Annotated in this window: 23 protein-coding genes; 22 read left to right on the top strand and 1 reads right to left on the bottom strand. The window is 39.7% G+C overall.

Translation table 11 applies throughout. The features are described 5' to 3' along the window. Positions 1-3: 3 nt before the first annotated feature. On the bottom strand, positions 4-648 hold the full coding sequence (gene flgA, locus EMK97_RS05695) for a flagellar basal body P-ring formation chaperone FlgA (RefSeq protein ID WP_246028893.1): 645 nt from the start codon (positions 646-648) through the stop codon (positions 4-6). 236 nt (positions 649-884) lie between these two features. Here flgA and EMK97_RS05690 point away from each other — a divergent pair, with 236 nt between their 5' ends. From EMK97_RS05690 to EMK97_RS05585, 22 genes are all read left to right on the top strand, one after another. Then, positions 885-1,808, top strand: coding sequence for a chemotaxis protein (locus EMK97_RS05690; RefSeq protein ID WP_130600231.1), 924 nt, complete (start codon positions 885-887; stop codon positions 1,806-1,808). A gap of 89 nt (positions 1,809-1,897) precedes the next feature. Continuing rightward, a complete protein-coding gene (locus EMK97_RS05685; protein ID WP_130600229.1) occupies positions 1,898-2,728 on the top strand; it encodes a CheR family methyltransferase in 831 nt (276 codons plus the stop codon). A 161-nt stretch (positions 2,729-2,889) separates the two neighbouring features. Next, a complete protein-coding gene (gene flgB, locus EMK97_RS05680) occupies positions 2,890-3,288 on the top strand; it encodes a flagellar basal body rod protein FlgB (RefSeq protein ID WP_130604392.1) in 399 nt (132 codons plus the stop codon). A gap of 2 nt (positions 3,289-3,290) precedes the next feature. Next, complete coding sequence (gene flgC / locus EMK97_RS05675; RefSeq protein ID WP_130600227.1) at positions 3,291-3,713, top strand: flagellar basal body rod protein FlgC; 423 nt, start codon at positions 3,291-3,293, stop codon at positions 3,711-3,713. Between the two features lie 45 nt (positions 3,714-3,758). Further along, positions 3,759-4,445 (top strand): flagellar hook assembly protein FlgD, encoded by a 687-nt coding sequence (locus EMK97_RS05670; protein WP_130600225.1) that lies wholly within the window; start codon positions 3,759-3,761, stop codon positions 4,443-4,445. A 108-nt stretch (positions 4,446-4,553) separates the two neighbouring features. Next, complete coding sequence (flgE, locus tag EMK97_RS05665) at positions 4,554-5,963, top strand: flagellar hook protein FlgE (RefSeq protein WP_130600223.1); 1,410 nt, start codon at positions 4,554-4,556, stop codon at positions 5,961-5,963. 227 nt (positions 5,964-6,190) lie between these two features. Then, positions 6,191-6,934, top strand: a complete 744-nt coding sequence (gene flgF / locus EMK97_RS05660; protein ID WP_130600221.1) for a flagellar basal-body rod protein FlgF — start codon at positions 6,191-6,193, stop codon at positions 6,932-6,934. A 41-nt stretch (positions 6,935-6,975) separates the two neighbouring features. Beyond that, on the top strand, positions 6,976-7,764 hold the full coding sequence (gene flgG / locus EMK97_RS05655) for a flagellar basal-body rod protein FlgG (protein ID WP_130600219.1): 789 nt from the start codon (positions 6,976-6,978) through the stop codon (positions 7,762-7,764). Between the two features lie 30 nt (positions 7,765-7,794). Beyond that, on the top strand, positions 7,795-8,490 hold the full coding sequence (flgH, locus tag EMK97_RS05650) for a flagellar basal body L-ring protein FlgH (RefSeq protein ID WP_130600217.1): 696 nt from the start codon (positions 7,795-7,797) through the stop codon (positions 8,488-8,490). A gap of 85 nt (positions 8,491-8,575) precedes the next feature. Next, the gene (locus tag EMK97_RS05645) at positions 8,576-9,658 is read left to right on the top strand and encodes a flagellar basal body P-ring protein FlgI (protein WP_425462189.1); all 1,083 of its coding nucleotides are present in this window, start codon (positions 8,576-8,578) and stop codon (positions 9,656-9,658) included. Between the two features lie 19 nt (positions 9,659-9,677). Next, complete coding sequence (gene flgJ, locus EMK97_RS05640; RefSeq protein WP_130600213.1) at positions 9,678-10,781, top strand: flagellar assembly peptidoglycan hydrolase FlgJ; 1,104 nt, start codon at positions 9,678-9,680, stop codon at positions 10,779-10,781. 63 nt (positions 10,782-10,844) lie between these two features. Further along, entirely contained in the window at positions 10,845-12,830 is a 1,986-nt protein-coding gene (gene flgK / locus EMK97_RS05635; protein ID WP_130600211.1) for a flagellar hook-associated protein FlgK, read from the top strand. Between the two features lie 10 nt (positions 12,831-12,840). Continuing rightward, positions 12,841-14,046: a flagellar hook-associated protein FlgL gene (flgL, locus tag EMK97_RS05630; protein WP_130600209.1), complete on the top strand. Its 1,206-nt coding sequence runs from the start codon at positions 12,841-12,843 to the stop codon at positions 14,044-14,046. Between the two features lie 125 nt (positions 14,047-14,171). After that, positions 14,172-14,987, top strand: a complete 816-nt coding sequence (locus EMK97_RS05625; protein ID WP_130600207.1) for a flagellin N-terminal helical domain-containing protein — start codon at positions 14,172-14,174, stop codon at positions 14,985-14,987. Between the two features lie 199 nt (positions 14,988-15,186). After that, positions 15,187-15,999, top strand: coding sequence for a flagellin N-terminal helical domain-containing protein (locus tag EMK97_RS05620; RefSeq protein WP_130600205.1), 813 nt, complete (start codon positions 15,187-15,189; stop codon positions 15,997-15,999). 197 nt (positions 16,000-16,196) lie between these two features. Further along, entirely contained in the window at positions 16,197-17,009 is an 813-nt protein-coding gene (locus EMK97_RS05615) for a flagellin N-terminal helical domain-containing protein (protein ID WP_130600203.1), read from the top strand. Between the two features lie 110 nt (positions 17,010-17,119). Next, complete coding sequence (locus EMK97_RS05610) at positions 17,120-17,575, top strand: flagellar protein FlaG (protein ID WP_130600201.1); 456 nt, start codon at positions 17,120-17,122, stop codon at positions 17,573-17,575. A 247-nt stretch (positions 17,576-17,822) separates the two neighbouring features. Next, positions 17,823-18,635, top strand: coding sequence for a flagellin N-terminal helical domain-containing protein (locus EMK97_RS05605; RefSeq protein ID WP_130600199.1), 813 nt, complete (start codon positions 17,823-17,825; stop codon positions 18,633-18,635). Between the two features lie 213 nt (positions 18,636-18,848). Beyond that, a complete protein-coding gene (gene fliD, locus EMK97_RS05600; RefSeq protein WP_130600197.1) occupies positions 18,849-20,213 on the top strand; it encodes a flagellar filament capping protein FliD in 1,365 nt (454 codons plus the stop codon). Between the two features lie 35 nt (positions 20,214-20,248). Continuing rightward, positions 20,249-20,674 (top strand): flagellar export chaperone FliS, encoded by a 426-nt coding sequence (fliS, locus tag EMK97_RS05595; RefSeq protein WP_130600195.1) that lies wholly within the window; start codon positions 20,249-20,251, stop codon positions 20,672-20,674. 25 nt (positions 20,675-20,699) lie between these two features. Next, positions 20,700-21,032 carry a hypothetical protein gene (locus EMK97_RS05590; protein WP_130600193.1) on the top strand — a complete coding sequence of 111 codons (333 nt, stop codon included), beginning with the start codon at positions 20,700-20,702 and terminating at the stop codon, positions 21,030-21,032. Positions 21,033-21,090: 58 nt separating this feature from the next. Next, positions 21,091-23,250 carry a motility associated factor glycosyltransferase family protein gene (locus EMK97_RS05585; RefSeq protein ID WP_130600191.1) on the top strand — a complete coding sequence of 720 codons (2,160 nt, stop codon included), beginning with the start codon at positions 21,091-21,093 and terminating at the stop codon, positions 23,248-23,250. Positions 23,251-23,298: the final 48 nt, after the last annotated feature.

The raw sequence follows: 23,298 nt of genomic DNA, 5'->3' as shown, positions 1-23,298 counted from the left end.
AAATTATAGATTAATTATTACCTGGTTCATAGCCTTTACTTTGGGGTTAATTACCTTGCCAGAGCTGCTATTTTTGACACGAATTTGATCATTAATATTACCTGAGCTAATAGCAACCCCTTGAGTTTTAATATGTAAGTTATCCGCTTTAGCGGTAATGGTTACTATATCTCCTTTACATACGATACAGATACTACGTTTACTGATGGCTCGACCTTTACCTATTCGCCTTTCAGCTTTTGCGCCTAGAACAGTGCTTTGATCCGTTAATCGCTCACCTCGAATCTTCTTACTATCAATAAATGCCACTTTTGTATTATCTGTTGTTAAAACACTGCCTTTAGTAATATTTTTACTGGCAATTAAAACTGGCAGGGTCGTCATAATTTTTGCAGGGAGAAAAAGTTTCCAGGGTGTTGAATCAGAACAACTTATTTTCACATTTACGTTTCTACCCGAGTATTTTTCAGGTATATTTACTTGCAATGGAGTTTGACACGGCTTGATGGTAACTCTAGGGTCTATGGTGGCGACTTTTATGGCTATTTTGCCATTAGCAGGTGGTGATATCTGCTCCTGTAAGTATTTTTTTACTAGGCTTTGGATGAAGTCACGATCATACTCAACAGCGGCGCAGTTATATGACATGAACAGCATTACTATCAAAAAGGATGAAAAAACTCTTATATAATTCATAAATTTTGTTGTTAGTCTTTAGGTAAATACAAATAGTCGTCTATGCTTAATTTAGTCAACAGTGTTTAATCAAGTGTCAAATATTAGACACTTAATAATATTTATTAGATTACTTTCAAGAAATGTGCCCTTATGACGTTATATAGGTATCAATTAACTTAATTAGTATATTTCTTAATGAGGTTTTTATGGCAGGCATACTAGATTCAGTTAACCAACGAACCCAATTAGTTGGTGAGAATAGGCTGGAGTTATTACTTTTCAAACTTGTTGGCAGGCAACGTTTTGGCATTAATGTTTTTAAGGTAAGGGAAGTTTTACAATGCCCGCCATTGACATCCTTACCAAAGCAAGATGCTTATATTAAAGGTGTTGCCCACATTCGTGGACAAACTATTTCAGTTATCGATTTAAGTAAAGCAACTGGTGGGCCATCTATCACGCAAACAAGTGAAAGCTTTATTATCATTGCCGAATATAACCGCAGTGTGCAAGGTTTCCTTGTGGCTGGAGTTGAGCGCATTGTTACCTTAAGCTGGAAAGACATTATGCCGCCACCTGAAGGTGCAGGTAAGTCGAGCTATTTAACTGCCGTCACTGAGATTGATAATGAAATGGTATCTATCTTAGATGTTGAGAAAATACTCAATGAAATTAACCCTGTGTCAACTGAGCTCAGTGAAGAGGTTGCTGATACGTCTGTGGGTGATGATTTAGGCGACAAATTGGTTATGATTGCTGATGATTCAACCGTAGCTCGTAATCAAGTAAAAAGAGCATTAGAGCCCCTTGGCATTAATATGATATTGGCGAAAAATGGCCAAGATGCATTAGATCAACTACTGGCCATTGAAGCCACCTGTGAAAACAGTATCACAGAGAAAGTTGCCTTAATGATATCTGATATTGAAATGCCAGAAATGGATGGTTATACCTTAACAGCTGAAGTGAAGGGAAATGACCGTATGGCAAAAATGCCCATTATTTTGCATACGTCATTAAGTGGCGTATTTAATAATGCCATGGTTGAAAAGGTTGGCGCTGAAGATTTTATCCCTAAGTTTCACCCTGATGAATTAGCCACTGCGGTGAAGAAGTGGTTAAAGATATAATATTATTTGTTTAAAATGCTTAATTGCTTGCGGGTAATTAAGCATTATTTAGGTTTTAGTAAACCGGCAAAGTTATACAGGAAATACGAGTGTCAGCAAGACAACTAGATGAAAAAAGCTATCATCAATTTAGAACCTTTCTAGAGCAACAGTGTGGTATTGTGCTTGGAGAAAACAAGCAGTACCTTGTTAAAAGTAGATTAGCACCTTTAATGGCGAAGTTTGAATTGGGCTCGTTAGGAGAGTTAGTAACTCGTACGCTTTCTCCGGTTGAGCGGCAACTTCGTGCCGCAGTTATTGATGCCATGACCACCAATGAAACTTTATGGTTTCGTGATGACTACCCGTTTAAATTATTAAAAAGCAAATTGCTACCAGACTTTTCTAACCGAAAGACTCCGGTAAAAATTTGGTCTGCCGCCAGCTCTTCTGGGCAAGAGCCATACTCCATTGCTATGTCGGTATTAGAGTATCAACAAAGTAATCCCGGTGCTTTTCCTCGTGGCGTGCAAGTTGTTGGTACTGATATTTCTACTACTATGCTAGAGCACTGTAAATATGGTCATTATGACTCGTTAGCATTGGCAAGAGGTTTGTCGGCTGAACGTAAAAGACAGTTTTTTGAGCCGGGTGATAACGGTATGCTTAAAGTGAAAGATCAGGTAAAAAGCATGGTTAGCTTTAGGCCATTAAACTTGTTGAACAGTTATAGTTTGATGGGACGTTTTGATATTGTTTTTTGCCGCAATGTATTAATTTATTTTGCGCCAGAAATTAAAGCGCAAATCATCAGTCAAATTCATGGTGTTTTAAATACCGACGGTTATCTGTTCTTAGGTGCATCGGAATCTTTATCGGGTCTAAATCAAGACTTTTCTATGCTCAGGTGTAACCCAGGTATTGTTTACCAGAAAAAATAGTTAACCTTTTCAACACCTTGCTACTCGCTTACAAGGTGTTTTCCTTTCTATAGTCTCCAGAAAATTTCAGCCTTTCAAATTTTTGACACTGCATTTGGCATGATTGTTGAATGTTTAAGTCACTAATAGTTTAAGTTTTAAATATGCAAAGTGAGGCTGCTATGGCGATAGGTTTTGATAAAGGCTTTCAAATGCATGCTCAAGGCATGGTTTTGCGCTCTCAGCGAGCCGAAGTAATAGCAAGTAATATTGCCAATGCTGATACCCCAGGCTACAAAGCAAAAGGCATGGATTTTAGTCAAGCCATGGCTCAGGCTACTCAGCGCCAGCAAGGGCAAATTAGCAAAACTCACGAAAAGCATTTCGACATTCGTACACAAGTGGATAATAGCGTGCAATATCGCGTGCCAAATCAACCTGATACCGGTGATAGTAATACGGTTGATGTACAAGTGGAACGAAACTTGTATCTAGAAAATTCATTAGAGTATCAAGCGAGTGTTCAATTTCTTAATGGCAAAATAAAAGCCTATAAGAAAGTGATCAGTGGAGGTCAGTAATCATGAGCCTATTTAACGTATTTGACATCACCGGCAGCGGTATGAGTGCACAGTCTACTCGCCTCAATACCACAGCCAGTAACATTGCTAACGCTGACAGTGTTAGTAGTAGCGCCGATCAAACTTACCGGGCGAGGCATCCAGTTTTTGCCGCGGCAATGCAAGAAGCTGCCGCTGGGCAAGAAAGTGCCTCTGCTGGCGTTCAGGTTTTAGGCATAGTTGAAAGCGATAAACCACTGAATGTTGAATACTCACCAAATCATCCAATGGCTGATAAAGACGGTTATATCTATAAACCTAACGTTAACGTTATTGAAGAAATGACCAATATGATTTCAGCTTCTCGCTCTTATCAAACCAATGTTCAGTTAGCTGAATCAGCAAAAAACATGCTGAATAAGACCTTAATGTTAGGACAAAGATAATGGCGATAGTGACGGTAAAACTTAAGGGTAATGTAGGAGTGCAGCATGGAAACAGTTAAAGGCGGCAGCCCGCTCGACGCAATGCGTTGGCAAAAAGATGAATACCAAGTTGCTGAAGAAGACAGAGGCATGCTCACGCAGGCAGATTTTTTTGCACTGCTTACTAAAGAATTAGCAAGCCAAGACCCAACGAAGCCGGTTGATAATAATGAAATGATTTCGCAAATGACGGCGTTTTCAACCACTGATGGTGTGCAAAAACTAAATGAATCGTTTGAAACGTTTGCCACATCGATGACTTCAAGCCAAGCATTGCAGGCATCTTCTCTGGTAGGCCGTAGTGTCTTAGTTGATGACAACATTTTTGGTATGAATGAAGGTGACGATGTTAAAGGTAAAGTGATATCAGATAAACCCGCCAGTAACGTTAACATTTATGTGGAAAATGTTGCCGGTGAAATTATTCAAACGGTACCTGTAGGTAATATTGATGCGGGTGAGTTTGGTTTTGTCTGGAATGGGCAAATGGCCAATGGTGACCCAGCGCCAGCTGGCGCATACCGTTTTAGAATTGCCGGTCTTATTGACGGGCAAGCGTCAGAGTTACAAGCCATGACTTACCGTAAAGTTGATAGTGTTACGTTAGCAGGCGCAGGCGGTAATATTATGCTTAACCTAAATGGCGGCAATGCCATGGCATTAGCTGATGTGGTTGAAGTATCTGAAGGTTAAACAATTTTTCTAAGTAAGCAACAGCTTATTTAAAGACAACTAAGCAAATATTAATTCATGTACTTGCTTAGTTGTTAAAGAGCAGAATTTTTAAAAGAGGGTTAAATTATGTCATTTAATATTGCACTAAGCGGGTTAAACGCCTCGCAAAAAGATTTAGATGTGACATCAAATAATATTGCCAACGTGAATACCGTCGGTTTTAAAGAGTCGCGTGCTGAATTTGTTGATGTTTATGCCGCTTCATTATTGGCATCGGGTAAAACAAAAGTGGGTGATGGTGTATTAACCGCCGATGTTGCTCAGCAGTTTTCTCAAGGTAGTATTCAGTTTACTAACAACGCCCTTGATTTAGCGATTACTGGTAATGGCTTTTTTGCCACTGTGCCAGAGTTAGGTTCATTAGAAACCTCTTATACGCGTGCGGGTCAGTTTAAATTAAATGCGGATAACTTTGTTGTTAACTCACAAGGTGGTCACTTATTAGGTTTCCCTGTTAACTCTGATGGCTCTTCCGCTTCGGTGAGTTTAAGTACCGCTGAGCCAATTCGTATTCCTACATCGTCTGGTGCTCCTACGGCTACTAGCGAAGTTGATATTCGGATGAACTTACCGGCAGGTGATGCATATATATCAGGCGCACCTGGTAATTTTGATCCAGAAGATCCACTTACTTTTAATAACTCAACCTCAGTGACTATTTTTGACTCTTTAGGTGATAGTCATGTGATGACCTATTATTTTGTCAAAGATGATCCTACTGTTAACCCCAATCAATGGTTGATGTTTGCCGCGGTAGATGGGGTGCCAATCGATATTCAAGATCCAAATACTGATGCTATTGCAAATGGGCGAGTCGGTGGTGCAGCGTCAGGCCCATTATCTACTAGACCGTTGCCACCACCTAATGCCGGTAATTTTGGTTTGGTTGGCGCTAGGTTGGAGTTCACTAGTTCGGGTGACTTCATTGATCAATTCCCGCCATTAGCTGATGGTATAATAACGGAGCAGTTAGGTTCGACCATTCTTTCAAATGGTGCAGAATCTTCGCAAACTATTCAAATTGATTTTAACTTAGATCCTTTAGCGCCAAATCCAAATGAGCCAACTCAGTTTGCTTCTAACTTTGAAGTAACCGCATTGAACCAAAATGGTTTAGCTGTGGGGCGCTTAACGGGCATTGATATTGGCCCTGATGGCTTAGTACGAGCGACCTACAGTAATGGTACTTCAGAGCCTCTATCAAGAATCGCTTTAGTGAATTTTGCTAATGAACAAGGTTTAACGCAAATTGGTAATACCAGCTGGAAAGAAAGTATAGTTTCGGGTGAAGCGCTTGCTGGCGAAGGTGGTTCAGGCACTTTTGGTACTATTAACTCATCAGCGTTAGAGCAATCAAATGTAAACTTAACCACTGAGTTAATTGATTTGATTTCAGCGCAGCGTAACTTCCAAGCGAACTCGCGAGCGCTGGAAGTAGATAACCAGCTGAACCAAACCATACTACAAATCAGATAGTGATTTGAGCGCTATGTTATTATAGCGTTGAGCTTAAAATTAACTTAAGCGAACTTGTTAACTTGCCACTAAGGTTCCCTCTGCTTTAGTGGCATTTTTGTTTCTCTCTTCAGTAAAGCTCTGCAAAGCTCTACAACGTTTTTATTTCCCATCTCAGGTTAAGTATCTATTGTTGGCATTGCCTTTGCATTATCTATTGATATGAATTTTTTTATTAGGTAATGACCATGGATAAGATGCTTTATATCGCCATGAGTGGCGCTAAACAGAATATGCAGGCCTTATCAATTAATGCCAATAACTTAGCCAACGCCAAAACCACAGGCTTTAAGGCTGATTTAGCGCAAGCGAGAAGTATGCAAGCCTATGGTGAAGGTCAACCAACCCGTGTGTTTTCTATGACCGAGCGTGCTAGCCAAAATTTTGACTCGGGTGGTTTAATTAGTACGGGTCGCTCACTAGATATTGCTATTGAAGGTAAAGGCTGGCTTGCAGTGCAAGATGCTACAGGTGAAGTTGCCTATACTCGAAACGGACACTTACGTTTAACCGAAGAAGGCGCTTTAGAAACCAGTAATGGTCAATTAGTTGTCGGTGATGGTGGGCCAATTTACTTGCCGCTACCTGTAAATAATATCGAAATTACTCGAGATGGCACCATCATGGTTCAGCCTGAAGGTGCGCCAGCATCAGTACAAGAAGAAGCGGGACAACTGAAATTAGTTAACCCAGATCCTCGTATGCTTGAAAAAGGTAACGATGGTTTATTCAGACGAAAAGATGGTGTGCTTGAGCAGGCAGACATTACCGTCACAGTCATGGGCGGCAAGCTTGAGTCCAGTAATGTTAACCCAGTTAATGAAATGACAGAAATGATTGCCTTACAAAGACAATTTGAAATGCAATTGAAATTGATGAAAACCGCGGAAGAAATTGACTCTAGCTCATCTTCTTTATTACGTGCTTTCTAACTTAATTATCACTGAAAATTGATCAGTACACGAGGTGATTTATGAACCCAGCATTATGGATAAGTAAAACAGGATTAGATGCGCAAACTAAAGATATTGCGGTAATTTCTAATAACTTGGCAAATGCCAGTACTGTCGGCTTTAAGAAAAGCCGCGCAGTATTTGAAGACTTACTTTATCAAAACATTAACCAACCGGGCGGTAGAACTGCGCAAGATACTGAAGCGCCCTCTGGCTTAATGCTAGGTGCAGGTACTAAGGTAGTTGCTACGCAAAAAATTCATACCCAAGGGGATATGATCACCACAGATAATGCTCTTGATTTAATGGTACAAGGTGAAGGCTTTTTTGAAGTGTTAATGCCTGATGGTTCATCGGCTTATACCCGAAATGGTCAATTTACCATGGATGAAGAAGGCAATATGGTAACACCAGGTGCGGGTTATTTAATCCAACCTCAAGTGACTATTCCAGAAGATGCCTTAAGCATTATTGTTTCACAAGATGGTGAAGTATCGGTGACGCTGCAAGGCCAGGCTGATCCTGCGGTTGTTGGTCAAATTAACCTAAGTAACTTTGTAAACCCAACTGGCTTAGAGCCAATAGGACAAAACCTGTATACCGAAACTGCGGTAAGTGGCGCGCCGCAAGAAGGCGTACCTGGACTTGAAGGTTACGGCATGCTGGTACAAGGGGCATTGGAAACCTCTAACGTAAATACTACCGAAGAATTGGTTAACCTGATTGAAAGTCAACGAGTTTATGAAATGAACTCAAAAGTTATTTCAGCTGTTGATCAAATGCTTAGCTACATTAATCAACAGCTTTAAGTTGTTGGTGTTAGCGTAAGGGGAATTGTTATGAAAACATCTATCAAGCTTTTTACTATAACTGCACTGATTGCTTTAACCAGTGCCTGTAGTAATACGGTAGAGCTAAGTAAAGCCTTACCTGATGATCCAGATTTTGCACCTATCGTGCCAGAGGCAGAAGAAGATTTAATTGTGCCAACAGGTTCTTTGTTTAAAGCAAATTACGTAAACAATATTTATTCTGACTCAAAAGCTCACCGAATTGGTGACATTATTTCCGTAATTTTAAGCGAAAACACCCAAGCGAAGAAAAACGCTAAAACTGAGCTGAAAAAAGAAAATGAATATGATTTAGGCGCGGTAACTGGATTAGGCGGGCAAGCGGTTACCGTAAACGGCAAAGCATTGCAGTTTGGTTTAGAGCAAGACTCAGCGTTTAAAGGTGACTCAAAGTCTGATCAAGGCAATAGCCTAAGCGGTAATATTTCCGTTCATGTGCTTCGTGTTTTACCTAATGGTAATTTAATGATCCGCGGTGAGAAGTGGATCACCTTAAACAATGGTGATGAGTATATTCGCCTAACGGGTATTATCCGCTCGAAAGATATCAATTCTAACAACACCATTTTATCTACTAAGGTAGCGAATGCGCGAATTCAGTACGCTGGCACAGGAACCTTTGCTGATGTTAATGAACAAGGTTGGTTAACCAAATTCTTTAGCAGCAGTTGGTGGCCAATTTAAGCGCAGAGCTATATTCGCTAAAGGTTATTTAGGCACTCGTTTTTTTAGGCACTAGGTTGAATAGGTATTAACAATGAAAGCTGTAATTAAAATCACATTAATACTAAGCGGTCTTATTTTAAGTACTGCCAGTTATGCACAGCGCATTAAAGATGCGGTTGATGTTGCTGGTGTTCGAACCAACCAATTGATTGGTTATGGTTTAGTGGTTGGCTTACCCGGTACTGGGGAGCAAAGCCCGTTTACTGAGCAAAGTTTTAAAACCATGTTAAGTAACTTCGGTATTACTATGCCGGAAAACCTTAAGCCTAAAATTAAAAATGTTGCTGCAGTTGCCGTTCACGCCGAGTTAAATGCCTTTAAAAAGCCAGGACAAACCATAGATGTTACCGTTTCAAGTATGGGCAGTGCGCAAAGTTTACGTGGTGGTACGTTATTACAAACAATTTTAATGGGTATTGACGGTAATGCTTATGCTGTTGCCCAAGGCAGTTTAGTGGTCAGTGGTTTAGGTGCAGAAGGTTTAGATGGTTCAAAAGTAGTCGTCAATACACCAACAGTTGGTCGTATTGCTAATGGCGCTACGGTTGAGCGTGAAGTGGCATCGCCATTTGCTCATGGTGATCACATTACTTTAAACTTACGTAAAACAGACTTTACTACAGCGAAAAGGTTAGCTGATACTATTAACGATTTAGTGCCAGGTGTCGCCCGTGCTTTGGATGCTGCCTCAGTTCAAGTGGATGCGCCAAGAGATATTAGTGACCGTGTTGGCTTTTTATCAGTGATAGAAAATCTAGAGTTTGAACCAGCTAAAGGCTCAGCAAAAATTATTGTTAACTCTCGCACTGGCACTATCGTAATCGGCTCTGAAGTTAAGCTACTTGCCGCAGCGGTAACCCATGGTGGTATTACGGTAAATATTAATGAGTTAAGGGATGTTTCTCAGCCTAATGCTTTTGCTGAAGGTGAAACTGTGGTGACTAACCAGTCAACCATTAATGTTACGCAAAGTGATGCACGTATGTTTGTCTTTGAGCCTGGTGTTACCTTAGATACCCTTGTTAGAGCCATTAATGGTGTTGGTGCAGGTCCGGGTGATGTGATGGCAATATTAGAAGCGCTCGATCAAGCGGGTGCTATTCGTGGTGAGCTGATCATCATTTAATTGATGATGGGAATTGATAATGGATAACAGCATCAATAAAGCACATGCTTTTGACCAAGCGAGAAACTCATTAGAGCTTAACGGCCTTAATGATATTCGCAAACAATCACGTGCTGAAGATGGCGAAGCAAAAAAAGCGGCACTAAAAGAAGCGGCTCAGCAATTTGAAGCCATCTTTATGAAAATGTTGCTAGCTAGTATGCGTAAGGCACAAGATGTACTGGAGTCTGATAGCCCATTTAATTCACAATCAACCAAGTTTTACCGTGATATGCATGATCAGCAAATGGCGGTAGAGTTATCCTCAAACGGAACCTTAGGTTTAACTGACTTAATTGTTAGGCAACTTGGTGGCGATGATGAAGGCTATAAGCCTAGCTCTGTATTACGTAATGACGGCAACCTTGCAGAGCAAAGTTCTGATGAAAGCTCATTGCGAGATAAATCAATGAAAAATAGTTTACTTAATCAGTTTCAGCATCAACAGCAAAGTGCTGGATATGATAAAGATGAAGGCATCACTGTTTTTAATAACCCATCAATTTTAGGCTCACAAGCTGCTAATCAAGGCTTAAATATCCCGTTTGCTTTATCAAGTAGACAAGTGAAAGCAAATGAAGCGAATGAAAACGTCAAAATGTCATCACCTAGTTTTGATAAGCCAGAAGATTTTGTTACCGCACTGACAAAACCTGCGCAAATGGTGCAAGAAAAATTAGGTGTGCCTTTTGAGGTCGTTATCGCTCAAGCTGCGCTTGAAACAGGTTGGGGACAAAAAATTATCAAGGCGCAAGATGGTACTAGTTCAAACAACTTATTTAACATCAAGGCCGACTCTCGCTGGTCTGGCGATAAGGTCTCTAAAGAAACCTTAGAGTTTGAACAGGGGACTATGGTGAAGAAAAAAGAGCCGTTTAGAACCTATCAATCATTAACGGAAAGCGTAAAGGACTATATTGATTTCTTATCAAATAGTGACAGGTACCAAGATGCGCTGCAAAAATCTAACAATGTGGAACACTTCCTGCAGGGATTACAAAAAGCAGGTTATGCAACTGATCCGCAATATGCCAACAAAATTATGGGCACGCTGAAAAAGGTCACTAATCTGCTAGCAAATTAGCCAAAGTATTAATACGGCTCATTTAGTTATGATTAGGTTTCTTTTTTTGTCGAGGTGTCTGCTATGTCAGTTAGTTTATATCAAACCGGTGTTAGTGGTTTGCTTAGTGCGCAGCAGCAGTTGGCAACAACTGGTCATAATATCACCAATGTAAATACCGAAGGTTATAACCGTCAACGTGCTGAGCAAAATGCAGCGTTAGGCAATGTTAATGGCCCTAACTACATAGGCGCTGGTACTTATATTCAAGATATCACCCGTATATACGATCAATTTTCTTATAAAGAGCAACTACAAAGTCAAAGCCAATTAGGGCAAGCTGACTCGCTGCATCAGAGTTTAAATCAACTCAATGAGATCATGAGTTTTTCAGGCACAGCTTTAATGAACTCAATGGATTTGTTTTATCAAGGTTTAAATGGTGTCGCCGATAATCCAAGTGATTTAGGCTTGCGAGAAATGGTGGTTCATCAAGCCAATATTCTTAGTGCCAACTTTCGTTCATTAAACCAAAATTTTGACGATCTAGAAACGGCAGTAAATGGTGAAATTTCACAAACTGCCAGCAAAATTTCTGAAATTTCATTAGAGCTTGCCAAGATCAATGAAACCATTTTGCATTCACAAAAAATTACCACGGCAGGTCAGCCAAACGATTTACTGGATAAGCGCGACCAATTGATTACTGAGCTAAGCCAATACACTAACGTCAGTACTGTTGAAGATCAAAATGGCGTTATGACAGTGATGATAGGTCAGGGGACTACCTTAGTGGCAGGCATTACCCCGTTAACGGTTGAGGTGACTTCGGGCGATCCTGATCCATTAAAAACTCAACTGCGTTTAGTTAGCCCTAATAGTACTGTGGCACTTAATGGTTCAACCTTAGGTGGTTCAATGGGGGCAAACTTTGAGTTTAGAGATGAACATATTGGTCAAGTGCGTGCTGAAGTTAATCGCTTGGCAATGGCAATCTCAGATACGTTAAATAGTAGTCAAGCAGACGGGTTAGATTTAAATGGTTTACAAGGTGCTAACTTATTTACTGATATAAATTCAGTTGCCTTACAGCAATCTCGTGTGTTAACGCCGGCAACGAATGGCGGCTCACTTACTGCACAAGTTAATATTACTGATGTGTCGCTAGTACCTACCGATGAGTTTGAAATTCGTTATGATGGTACCGATTTCATTATGACTAATATGACAGATCAAAGCACGATTAACTTAGGGCCCGCAGCTGGTGCAGGTACAGTGCATGCAACACCTTATGGTTTTGAGTTTATTGAAACTGGTGGTTTACCAGCAAATGATGATTCTTACATTATTAGACCGACAGAAAATAGCGCAGCCTTGATGCAAACTACCATGACAGATGGTAGTGCCATTGCCGCAAGTGCCGCGGTTGAAATCACACCATCACAAAATAATGTCAGTGCGGGCAAGGTTGAAATTGTCGACATGATTGATCCCATTGCCGCACAAACAGCGATGCCAATGCGTATTGATGTATTAGAAAGCCCAGCAGGGGTGTTTAACTACACTATTACGGATAATTTAGGTGCGACCTCTGCGCCAATTCCTTATCCACCTCCACCGGCGGCACCATTACAAGTTAATTTACCGCCGCTGCCGGCAACGGCGGCATTTACCATAGAAATTTCAGGAACTCCGTCGGGAGTAGCGCCTAATGCCCCTGAGCAATTTTTTATTGGTGATGCTTTTGGCGTAGGTAACTCGGGTAATGCGGTTGCTATGGCAAAAACGCAAGAGCTGGGTGTAACCAATGGTGGTCAAGAAACCTTTGCGCAAAGTTTATCAAAATCAACTGCTGTGGTGGGCTCAAAAGCAAGTTCAGCAGAGCTGGTTGCTGATACCGCGCAAGCACTTTATACACAAGCTTTTAATCGAAATCAGGCTACCTCAGGTGTCAACTTAGATGAAGAAGCGGCAAATTTATTGAAGTTTCAACAAGCTTATCAAGCAGCTTCACAAATTATTTCAACGGCAAATACCATTTTTGACACGATTTTGTCAGCGGTTAGATAGGGAGTAATTCATGCGCGTATCAACTCAACAGTTTTACTTTCAAAATGCTCAACAACTCAGTAATAAGCAAACTGATGTGAATGAGCAAATCAAATATATTGCTAGTGGTAAGCAAGTTTTAACCGCTAAAGACGATGCGGTATCGTACGGAACCCTGTCTGGCTATAAAGAAGATTTAAGCAATATTGAAAAATATAATCGTAATCTGACTCAGGTAAAAAATAGAAATAGCTTACAGGAAACCACGTTTGCCAATGCTGAAACGGTTATGTTGCAGTTAAAGCAAACCTTTATTCAAGCCAATAATGGTAGTTTGTCTGACAGTGATTTAAATGCATTAGCTGAGTTAGCAAAAAATAGTCAAGCTGAAATGCTCGGTTTTGCCAACACTAAAGATGAAACAGGTGGCTTTATCTTTTCTGGTTATAAAACGGACGTGCAACCCTTTGTTCTTCAGCCAGATAATTCTGTTACTTATCATGGTGATAGTGGGGTAAGAGAGTTACAAGTTGCTAAAAATGTCATGGTTGATACCAATCAGCCCGGCGATCATGCTTTTGAAAAAGTAAGCAACAATATTGGCGATTTTCTGCCAAGCTACAATACCAATACTTCAGGTATTGCCGTGAGTAAAGCGGTAATTGCCGATCGCGGTGCCTACGATGTTGCCGCTAACCCGCCAGATTATAACTTTAATTTTGCTAGTGCCACAGATTTGACGGTTACCGACGGCAATGGTGCTGTTGTCTTTAACACTACAACGTACACTCCTGGGCAAACCATTGCCTTTAATGGCGTTGAAGTACAGTTAAACGGCAACCCATTGCCGGGGGATGATTTTGACATTAGTCCACAAGAAGAAGTGTCTATATTCGACACCATTAAAAGTGCCATTGAGTGGATGCAGGTGGGAGCAAACCCAGCTAACCCAGAGCAACATGCGGTTGATTACGATGAGATTTTAGGTCAATTAGATCAAGCTTTAAACCATATTACAGGGCGACGTGTAGATGCGGGTGTAAGATTAAAACTTGTTGATAATCAAACATCTAATCACGCTGATAGTGAACTGTACCTAGCATCTGGCCGATCTAATATCGAAGATTTGGACTTTGCCAAAGCCGTAGCTAAGTTTGAGCAAACCCAGGTGTCATTACAAGCGGCACAGCAAAGCTTTGTGCAAATTAAAAATTTAAGTTTATTTAATTATTTGTAGTAACTGATTTGTATGTTGGCATACAACATGCATTGATTATTATGAATACAATTTAGAGAGTGTGCGTGGTTCCAAAACGATATTGTTATCTAAGAACCACAACCTAACAATTAGGAGAGATAACAATGGCTTTAATCGTCAACAGTAATATTGCATCGTTGAACTCACAACGTCAGCTTGCTAATTCAACCAATGAGCTAAGTACCTCGTATGAACGTTTATCTTCTGGTAAAAGAATTAATAGTGCCAAAGATGATGCCGCGGGTTTACAAATTTCAAGTCGTTTAACCTCACAGGTTAATGGTTTAAACCAGGCATCACGAAATGCTAATGACGCCATTTCTTTGGCGCAAACCGCTGAAGGTGCCTTAAATGAATATACTAACACGGTACAACGTATGCGTACCTTGGCGGTTCAAGCGTCAAATGGTTCAAATACCGAAGCTGACTTAGTCGCACTAAATACAGAATTTACCGAGTTAGAATTAGAATTAGATAGAGTGGCAAATGATGCCAGCTTTGGTGGCGTGAATTTACTTAACGGTACATATTCAGCTAACTTCCAAATTGGTGCTGATGCAGGGCAAACTATTTCTATCACTATCGCTGCTAACTTCTCTTCTGCGACGGTTGGTGCTTCAGGTACGATTACTAACTTTGATGGTGCCCAATCACGTATTACTGATTTAGATTCAGTATTAGCTACGGTAAACAGTACCCGAGCTGATTTAGGTGCTAAGCAAAACCGTTTCTCAAGTGTTATCCGTAGTAACGATAATGCCGCAGAAAACGTTTCAGCATCACGTTCACGTATTGAAGATGCAGACTATGCTGCAGAATCTGCACAACTAGCACGAAACAGTGTTTTACAGCAGGCGTCAAGCTCAATGTTAGCGCAGGCTAATCAGCAACCTCAGATTGCATTATCACTACTTCAATAGTAAAGATAATCAAAACTTAATTAATTTATAAGTTTTAATTTTTAAATAAATCATAAGCTTACCTTGGTTTTTGCCAAGGTGAGCTTTTTTTCGTTAAAAAAAGATTAAAGTTATTTTTTAGCTAACCGATAACAATGATAACCGCGGTAAATTCATTAGCTTATTTACTGTATTTATTGAATTGATTGAGGGCTTCAACATGGCTTTAAGTGTAAATAGTAATATAGCGTCATTGAACTCACAGCGTCAGCTGGCTCGTTCTACTAATGAATTAAATACCAGTTATCAACGTTTATCATCAGGTAAGCGCATTAACAGCGCAAGAGATGATGCTGCTGGTTTACAAATTTCAAGTCGTTTAACGTCACAAGTTAATGGTTTAAATCAAGGTTCACGTAACGCCAACGATGCTATTTCTTTAGCACAAACTGCTGAAGGTGCGTTAGATGAATACACAAATACAGTACAACGTATGCGTACACTATCAGTACAAGCGTCAAATGGTTCAAACACCGAAGCTGACTTAGTGGCACTAAATACCGAATATACTGAGCTAGAACTGGAACTTGATCGCGTTGCAGCACAAGCATCATTCGGTGGTACCGATCTTTTAGATGGTACTTACTCTGCTAACTTCCAAATTGGTGCTGATGCAGGTCAAACCATTTCAATTTCGATCACGCAAAACTTCTCATCAGGCAATATAGGTGCTGCTGGTACCATTACAAGCTTTGATGGTGCGCAATCACGTATTACTGATTTAGATTCAGTATTAGCGACAGTGAACAGCACACGTGCAGATTTAGGTGCGAAACAAAACCGTTTCTCAAGTGTTATTCGTAGTAATGATAATGCCGCTGAAAACGTATCGGCATCACGTTCACGTATTGAAGATACAGATTATGCTGCAGAGTCTGCAACCTTAGCACGTAACTCAGTGTTGCAACAGGCCGCTAGCTCAATGTTAGCTCAGGCGAATCAGCAACCTCAAATTGCATTATCTTTATTATAAGTAAAAGTGCTGTTGTATTTAATTATTGAAATACAACAGCTTTTTATTGATTTGCACGAAAAAGATTAAAAAGTGTAAAAAAAGACTAAAGAAATAAATTTGTCAGTCGATATAAAGATAACAGCAACAGAACTAGCAAGTTATATTGCAAGCTTAGTAAAGAATTATTGGATACTAATATCCTATAGGGGCATCACATGGCATTATCAGTAAATAGTAATATCGCTTCATTGAACTCACAGCGTCAATTAGCTAACTCAACTAATGAATTAAATACCAGCTACCAACGTCTATCATCAGGTAAGCGTATTAACAGCGCAAGAGATGATGCGGCAGGCTTACAGATTTCAAGTCGTTTAACGTCACAGGTGAATGGTTTAAATCAAGGTTCACGTAATGCTAACGATGCGATTTCTTTAGCGCAAACTGCAGAAGGTGCGTTAGACGAATATACTAATACTGTTCAACGTATGCGTACGTTAGCGGTACAAGCGTCTAATGGTTCAAATACTGAGGCTGATTTAGCAGCACTTGATACAGAGTACTCTGAGTTAGAATTAGAGCTTACTCGTATTTCTGAGCAAGCTTCATTTGGTGGTACTTCATTATTAGATTCTACCTACTCAGCTAATTTCCAGGTGGGTGCTGATGCAGGTCAAACTATTTCAATCAGTATCAGTGCAAGTTTCTCTGCAACGGCTATCGGTGCTGCGGGTAACTTAACAACCTTTGCTGATGCGCAATCAGTTATTACTAACTTAGACAGTGTACTAGCAACGGTAAACAGCACACGTGCAGATTTAGGTGCGAAGCAAAACCGTTTCTCAAGTGTTATTCGTAGTAATGACAATGCCGCAGAAAATGTTTCAGCATCACGTTCACGTATTGAAGATACTGACTATGCAGCAGAATCAGCAACTTTAGCGCGTAATTCAGTATTGCAACAAGCGGCTAGCTCTATGTTAGCGCAGGCTAATCAACAGCCACAAATTGCGCTATCATTATTATAACAGTGATGCCCTAATGCTAATAAAAGGGCACTCACAGATGAGTGTCCTTTACTCGTTAAGCGATTAGCAAATATTAATGCATAGGGATTAAGTAAGGTAAGAGGTTCATTATGTCTACATCGGTAATAACATCTCAAAGTGTAAATGTTAGTGCGGAGCAATCAGCATCTAGACAAGCCTTGCCAGAGCAAAATGTTGAACAGGGTGTTCAGCGCACAGAAGACGCTTCCGTTGTTTCTTTACAGCAGTCAAATGTTGAAAAACTCTCTGTTATCGAGCAGGCTAAACAAGCAAATCAAGTTAAGCAAGAAGAAGAGCAGTCAAAAGAAAACATCGAAGAGGCCGTTGAATCTGTTGCTAGTTTTGTTAACTCAGTGAGTAAGAATGTTGACTTTTTAGTTGATGAAGATTCAGGCCGAACCATAATTAAAGTGGTTGATGTCAAAAGCCAAGAGCTTATTCGACAATTTCCATCAGATGAAATCATTTCCATGGCAAATCGCATTAAAGAGCTACAAGAGCAGATCACTAGCAAAACCGGTTTGTTTCTCGATGAGAATGTATAAGCAATAAATCACAACACTGTATATGTTAAATACTAAAGCCAGTTTCTGGCTTTTTTTGTTTTTAAAGCCTCATGTATTAGCTAGAGAGCAACAGAGCTAGCTACCATCTTTTCCAAACTTGCGATTTATTAAAAATAAATTAAAAAAAGTCTAAAGCTTTTCTTAACCAGGTCGATAAAGTCAATAGAACAAGATATATCGTTGTCATTTGACGATTATATTTAGCAACAGATTAAAGGAAAGTATTATGGCCTTAAGTGTAAACAGTAATATCGCTTCATTAAACTCACAGCGTCAATTAGCAAATTCAACCAATGAGTTAAATACTAGCTATCAACGTTTGTCTTCTGGTAAGCGCATCAATAGTGCTAAAGATGATGCGGCTGGCTTACAAATTTCAAGTCGTTTAACGTCACAAGTTAACGGTTTAAATCAAGGTTCACGAAATGCTAATGATGCTATTTCTTTAGCGCAAACCGCAGAAGGTGCTTTAGAAGAGTACACAAACACTGTACAACGTATGCGTACCTTAGCTGTGCAAGCGTCAAATGGTTCAAACACTGAAACAGACTTAGTGGCACTAAACACTGAGTATACTGAATTAGAGTTAGAGTTAACGCGTATTTCAACTCAAGCCTCTTTCGGTGGTACAGATTTATTAGACGGTAACTATGCTGCTGAATTCCAAATCGGTGCTGATGCGGGTCAAACAATCTCTGTATCAATTACCCAAGATTTCGCTTCAGCAACTATCGGTGCAGATGGCTCGTTAACTTCATTTGATGGCGCGCAATCACGTATTACTGATTTAGATTCAGTACTTGCGACGGTAAACAGTACCCGTGCCGATTTAGGTGCGAAGCAAAACCGTTTCTCAAGTGTAATTCGTAGTAATGATAATGCTGCTGAGAACGTATCAGCATCGCGTTCACGTATTGAAGATACAGACTATGCGGCTGAATCAGCTCAACTAGCTCGTAACTCAGTATTACAGCAAGCAGCTAGCTCAATGTTAGCGCAAGCGAATCAGCAACCACAAATTGCATTATCGCTACTATAATTAAATAGTCGCACAGTGCAGGGAAAGGGCGACTAAATTAGGTCGCCTTTTTTGTTTGAAAAAACTATGATAGTAGTAGCGCTGTTTCATCAATATTAAAGCCTTGGTTGGCATAAATATTGAATTGGTGAACAGTTGAAACGCGTTTAGCTGCTATAAACAAAGTCGCTAAGTAAATAGCAGACTATTAAATGAGTAAGTGTTGGAGTAATTATGGCTAGTGTAACTTCATTAGGTATAGGATCTGGTATAGATTTAGAGGGGCTTGTTACGGCATTTATCGATGCTGAAGCAATTCCAACAGAAATTCGCCTACAAGAAAAAGAAGAGCGCCTAACCTTAGAGTTATCAGGTATTGGTAGCTTTAAATCCGCCTTATCAACCTTTAATTCTACCCTGGAAAAGTTAGCTAAAGATGACGCCTTTAATCAGCAAACGGTCAGTGTATCCACTGAAGATGTAGCTGTTACCACCAACGGCTTTGCTAGTAATGGTGAGTTTGCAGTTGAAGTGTTTCAAATAGCGCAAGGAAGTCGGCAAAAGTCTGCTTCCTTTACTAGCTCTGCCGACACGGTTGGCTCAGGAACATTAACCTTTACAGCTGGAGCGAATACTTTTGATGTTGCCATTGATGGTGCTGATGACTTATCGGCAATTCGAGATAAGATTAATGAGCAGTCAGGTAACTTTGGTGTAACGGCTAACATTATCAACAGTGATGCGGGTTCTTATTTAATTTATACCTCAAGTATAACAGGGTTAGCCAATAATTTGACGGTGACTAACTCTGATGCTTCTTTGGATAATATTTCCACGAATAATACTGTTGAGCAATCAGCAACGAATGCCATTATAGAGGTTGATGGTAACCGTGTTATTAAAGACACTAATGAATTTAAAAACCTTATTGAAGATGTCACTATTACAGCAAAGAAAGTCAATGTCGGCGCTCCGGCAACTTTAACTATTGCACAGGATGAAGCCAATGGTCGTGAACTCATAGATGAGTTTGTTAATGGCTTTAATGCCTTAATGGACAATATTACTGGCTTAGGTGCACCTAAGTTAGGCCGATTAGCATTTGATCCTAATGTGCGTCAGGTCAAGCAACAGTTAACAGACATTGTGATTAATAGTGTGACTGGCTTAACAGGTGATTTAGAGTCGTTAAGTGACATTGGTATTGAGTTAAATAAAGAAGGTAAATTAGAAGTTAGTTCGTTTAGTACTACCTCTTTACCCAGTGGTGAAGAGCGATTAACTGCGGCATTAAAAAATAATTTAGATCAAGTTGGCGAGATATTTGCTTCTACTGATGGTATTGCAACGCAAATGACTGCTTTTATTGACACCTATACAGATTCTGACGGAGTTTTAACCTTACGAGAGTCTAGTCTAAATGAGCAGATCTCTGGTATTAGCCAAGAATGGGAAGATTTAGAGCAAAGGTTACGCTCTTATGAGGAAACATTAAGAAAACGCTTTACAGCGCTTGATGCAACCATAGCCCAATACAATGCTACCGGAGATTATGTGAAGTCGTCATTGGCAAATATAATTGGCAATAACGATGATTAATATCAGTAGTTAGTTTATTAGATGAGGTAAACCTTATGAGAACGAATTTAAAAACTTACCAAAATGTAAATAGAGAAAGTAGCTTATTGGCTGCTGAGCCGCATACAATTATTTTAATGTTATTTAATGGTGCCTTAGAGAGTATCGCCTTTGCTAAAGGTGCGATTGAACGCAAAGACTTTACCGTTAAAGCAGAGAAAATTACCAAAGCCGTGAATATCATTAATTCATTACGTGCTTCATTAGATAAAGAGTCACAACCGCAAATTTCGGCAAACTTTGATGCTTTATATGAGTATTGTGCCGATCGTTTAATGAATGCCAGTGCGACGTTAAATGTTGCTATTTTAGATGAAGTGATTGGCTTGCTTAAGCCGCTCAGAGATGCATGGGCAGAGATGTCTGAAGAGAGCAAGGCTGAAGGCCACAAGCTATTGCGCGAGAAAGAGCAACAGCTTTAAGTTAAGCAAATAGAGTTGAACTTGAATGTCTGATGTAACTTCTAGGCAAATAGATAAAGTAAGGCAGCTAACGCAGCAGGCAGCGAATGCGGTAGTCAACGATGATATATCGCAATGCAGCACCTTACTCGAGCAAAGGCAAGAGTTACTCGTCTTACTTGAACAAACTATCCAAGATAAAGCCGTGGTAACGCAAGCGGCTAAAGAAGATTATATTGCCTTATTGCAGTGGATTTTGCAGTTTGATGCCAATGCCATTAAGCTGCTTAGTGATAGTAAGCAAACTACGCTAGAGAAATCGAGTCAGCAGTCAAAAAATAAATATGCGCTAAAACAATATCAAGCGAATTTTCGATAGCTTTTACCCGTGTTGCGCATTTATCATTTCATTTTCACTTTCCAAAAGGTTTTTTGTCGTGGCGAAATCTATACCTACACAAGCTGAGCTTGTGGCTAAAATTGAAAAACTAGAACAAAAAGCACAACAGGTTGAGCAGCGCCTAAAAGGCCAATTACACAGTGATGATATCGAAGCAAACCTGCAACGCATTGCTGATAGAATGTCATTGCTTGCTTGCAATGAAGATATGTTGTTAGCTCAGTTTGAAGAAAATCTAAGCACTTTTGAAGAGTATTTTCCTGATATATATCAGGTGATAAAAGATCATAAGCCAACACGTTATTTTGTTGAGATAGTTGATGGCTTTGCCAATATTTTTGATGAAGAAACCAAGCAGCATATTTATAAATATCCTGCTTACTTAATGGCAACGGCTCAGTTAGAGCAATATCAAAAGTCACCACAATCAACACATTCAACCTTTGAAATGAATGAGGAAAATAAAGGCAACTTTATTCATAGTAAGCACTTAAATGAAGTGCTAAAGGTACTTCATCGTCGAACTGACGCTGAAAATTCGCCAAATAAAGGACTACCTAACACGCTAGGCTCATTAGTCATTTTTGGTGCTGGTTTAGGCTATCATTTAGAGTTGCTAATTGCACAACATACGATTCATAACCTTTATTTAATTGAACCAGAGCTAGATTTATTTTATGCCTCACTTTATACCGCCAATTGGCGTTATATATTTGAATACCTAGACAGTCAAAAGTGTAATTTACACCTGTCTCTTGGTATTCAAGATAATGAATTTTTTGACGACTTGCTATATCAGACATATCAAAATGGTCGCTATGATGTCGTTAAGACCTTTGGCTATGTACATTATCAATCGCCGTCAATTGAAACCTTATTATCCATATATAAAGCGCGCTTTTATGAAATGATTCAAGGTTGGGGCTTTTTTGATGACGGTGTTATGTCACTGTCTCATACCTTATCAAACCTAAAATTAAATGTGCCATTACTGAAAAAGTCTGCGCAAGATAATGACAAGCATAAGAATATTCCAGTTTTTGTTGTTGGCAATGGTCCTTCATTAGATCAAACCATAGAGTTAATTAAACAATACCAAGATAAAGCCATTGTTATCAGTTGTGGCTCGGCGCTGAGCGCACTAAAAAATTATGGCATCAAGGTCGACTTTCATTGTGAGCAAGAGCGAACTATTCCTGTTGCTGAAAAGGTTAAAGAGTACGGAGATGCTGAATTTATTAAATCGCATGTGCTATTAGCGCCTTCCACCGTACACCCAGAAACCTTTAAGTTATTTGATAGGGCAATTATGTGTCCTAAATCAAGAGAGCCATCTACTGATATTATTGTTAATGATGAAGTGGGTAAGGAGCTATTTGAACCGACGGTTTATATTAACCCAACAGTTTCAAATACTGCGATTGCCATGGGGTATTTTTTAGGCTTTAGAGAGTTTTATTTGTTTGGTGTTGATTTAGGCCATAAACAAGGCGGTCAACACCATAGTTCTAAAAGCATTTACTATGATCAAAATGGCGAAGATTTGTCGCTCTATTTTACCGAAGAGTCACAAATTACTGTGCCGGGTAACTTTGGTGGCGAATTTGTCTGTAATGACTTTTTTAATATGTCACGCACTATGATAGAAAAATTATTACAGTCAAGAAGTGGTATTCGCTGTGTTAATTTAAGTGACGGCGCTAAAATTGCCCATGCGCAACCGGCTAGAACTATTGAGCTAACAGAGCGTGCTTCCATAGATAAAGCCTCTTTAGTTGATGATATATATCATCATTCAGCATGGTTTGATAAAGACTATGCCTTGTATCAACGTGTGATTGATAAAGTTGACGTAGCTAAGTTTAAAGAGATCTGTCAACAGCTTGCTGACATCATTGCTAAACCTATTACTAGCGTTGCTCAAGGGGTTGAAATGCTGAGAAAGCAATCGTTAGAGGCGGCAAAATTAGAAGTAGGCCCTTATACCCATTTCTCACTATTGCTTGATGGTACTTTATTGCATTATCAAGCCATGTTAACGCGCATTTTATATGAGGCAAGTGATGAAGATACTGCCATTAAAGATTTTAATGAAGCGGTTGTGCATTATCAAAACTTGCTGGCAGAAGCGCCAAGTTATTATCAAGAAAATTATTTAACCCCGCATATTACCTCTGCAGACTGGTGGAATGATTAGCTAAGATTGATTTTGGTGTAACTAAGATTGAACTCCCTTTTTGGTATA

The sequence above is a fragment of the Litorilituus sediminis genome (genome assembly GCF_004295665.1).
GTDB lineage: Bacteria > Pseudomonadota > Gammaproteobacteria > Enterobacterales > Alteromonadaceae > Colwellia > Colwellia sediminis.
This window is presented reverse-complemented; position numbering and strand designations above follow the sequence as displayed.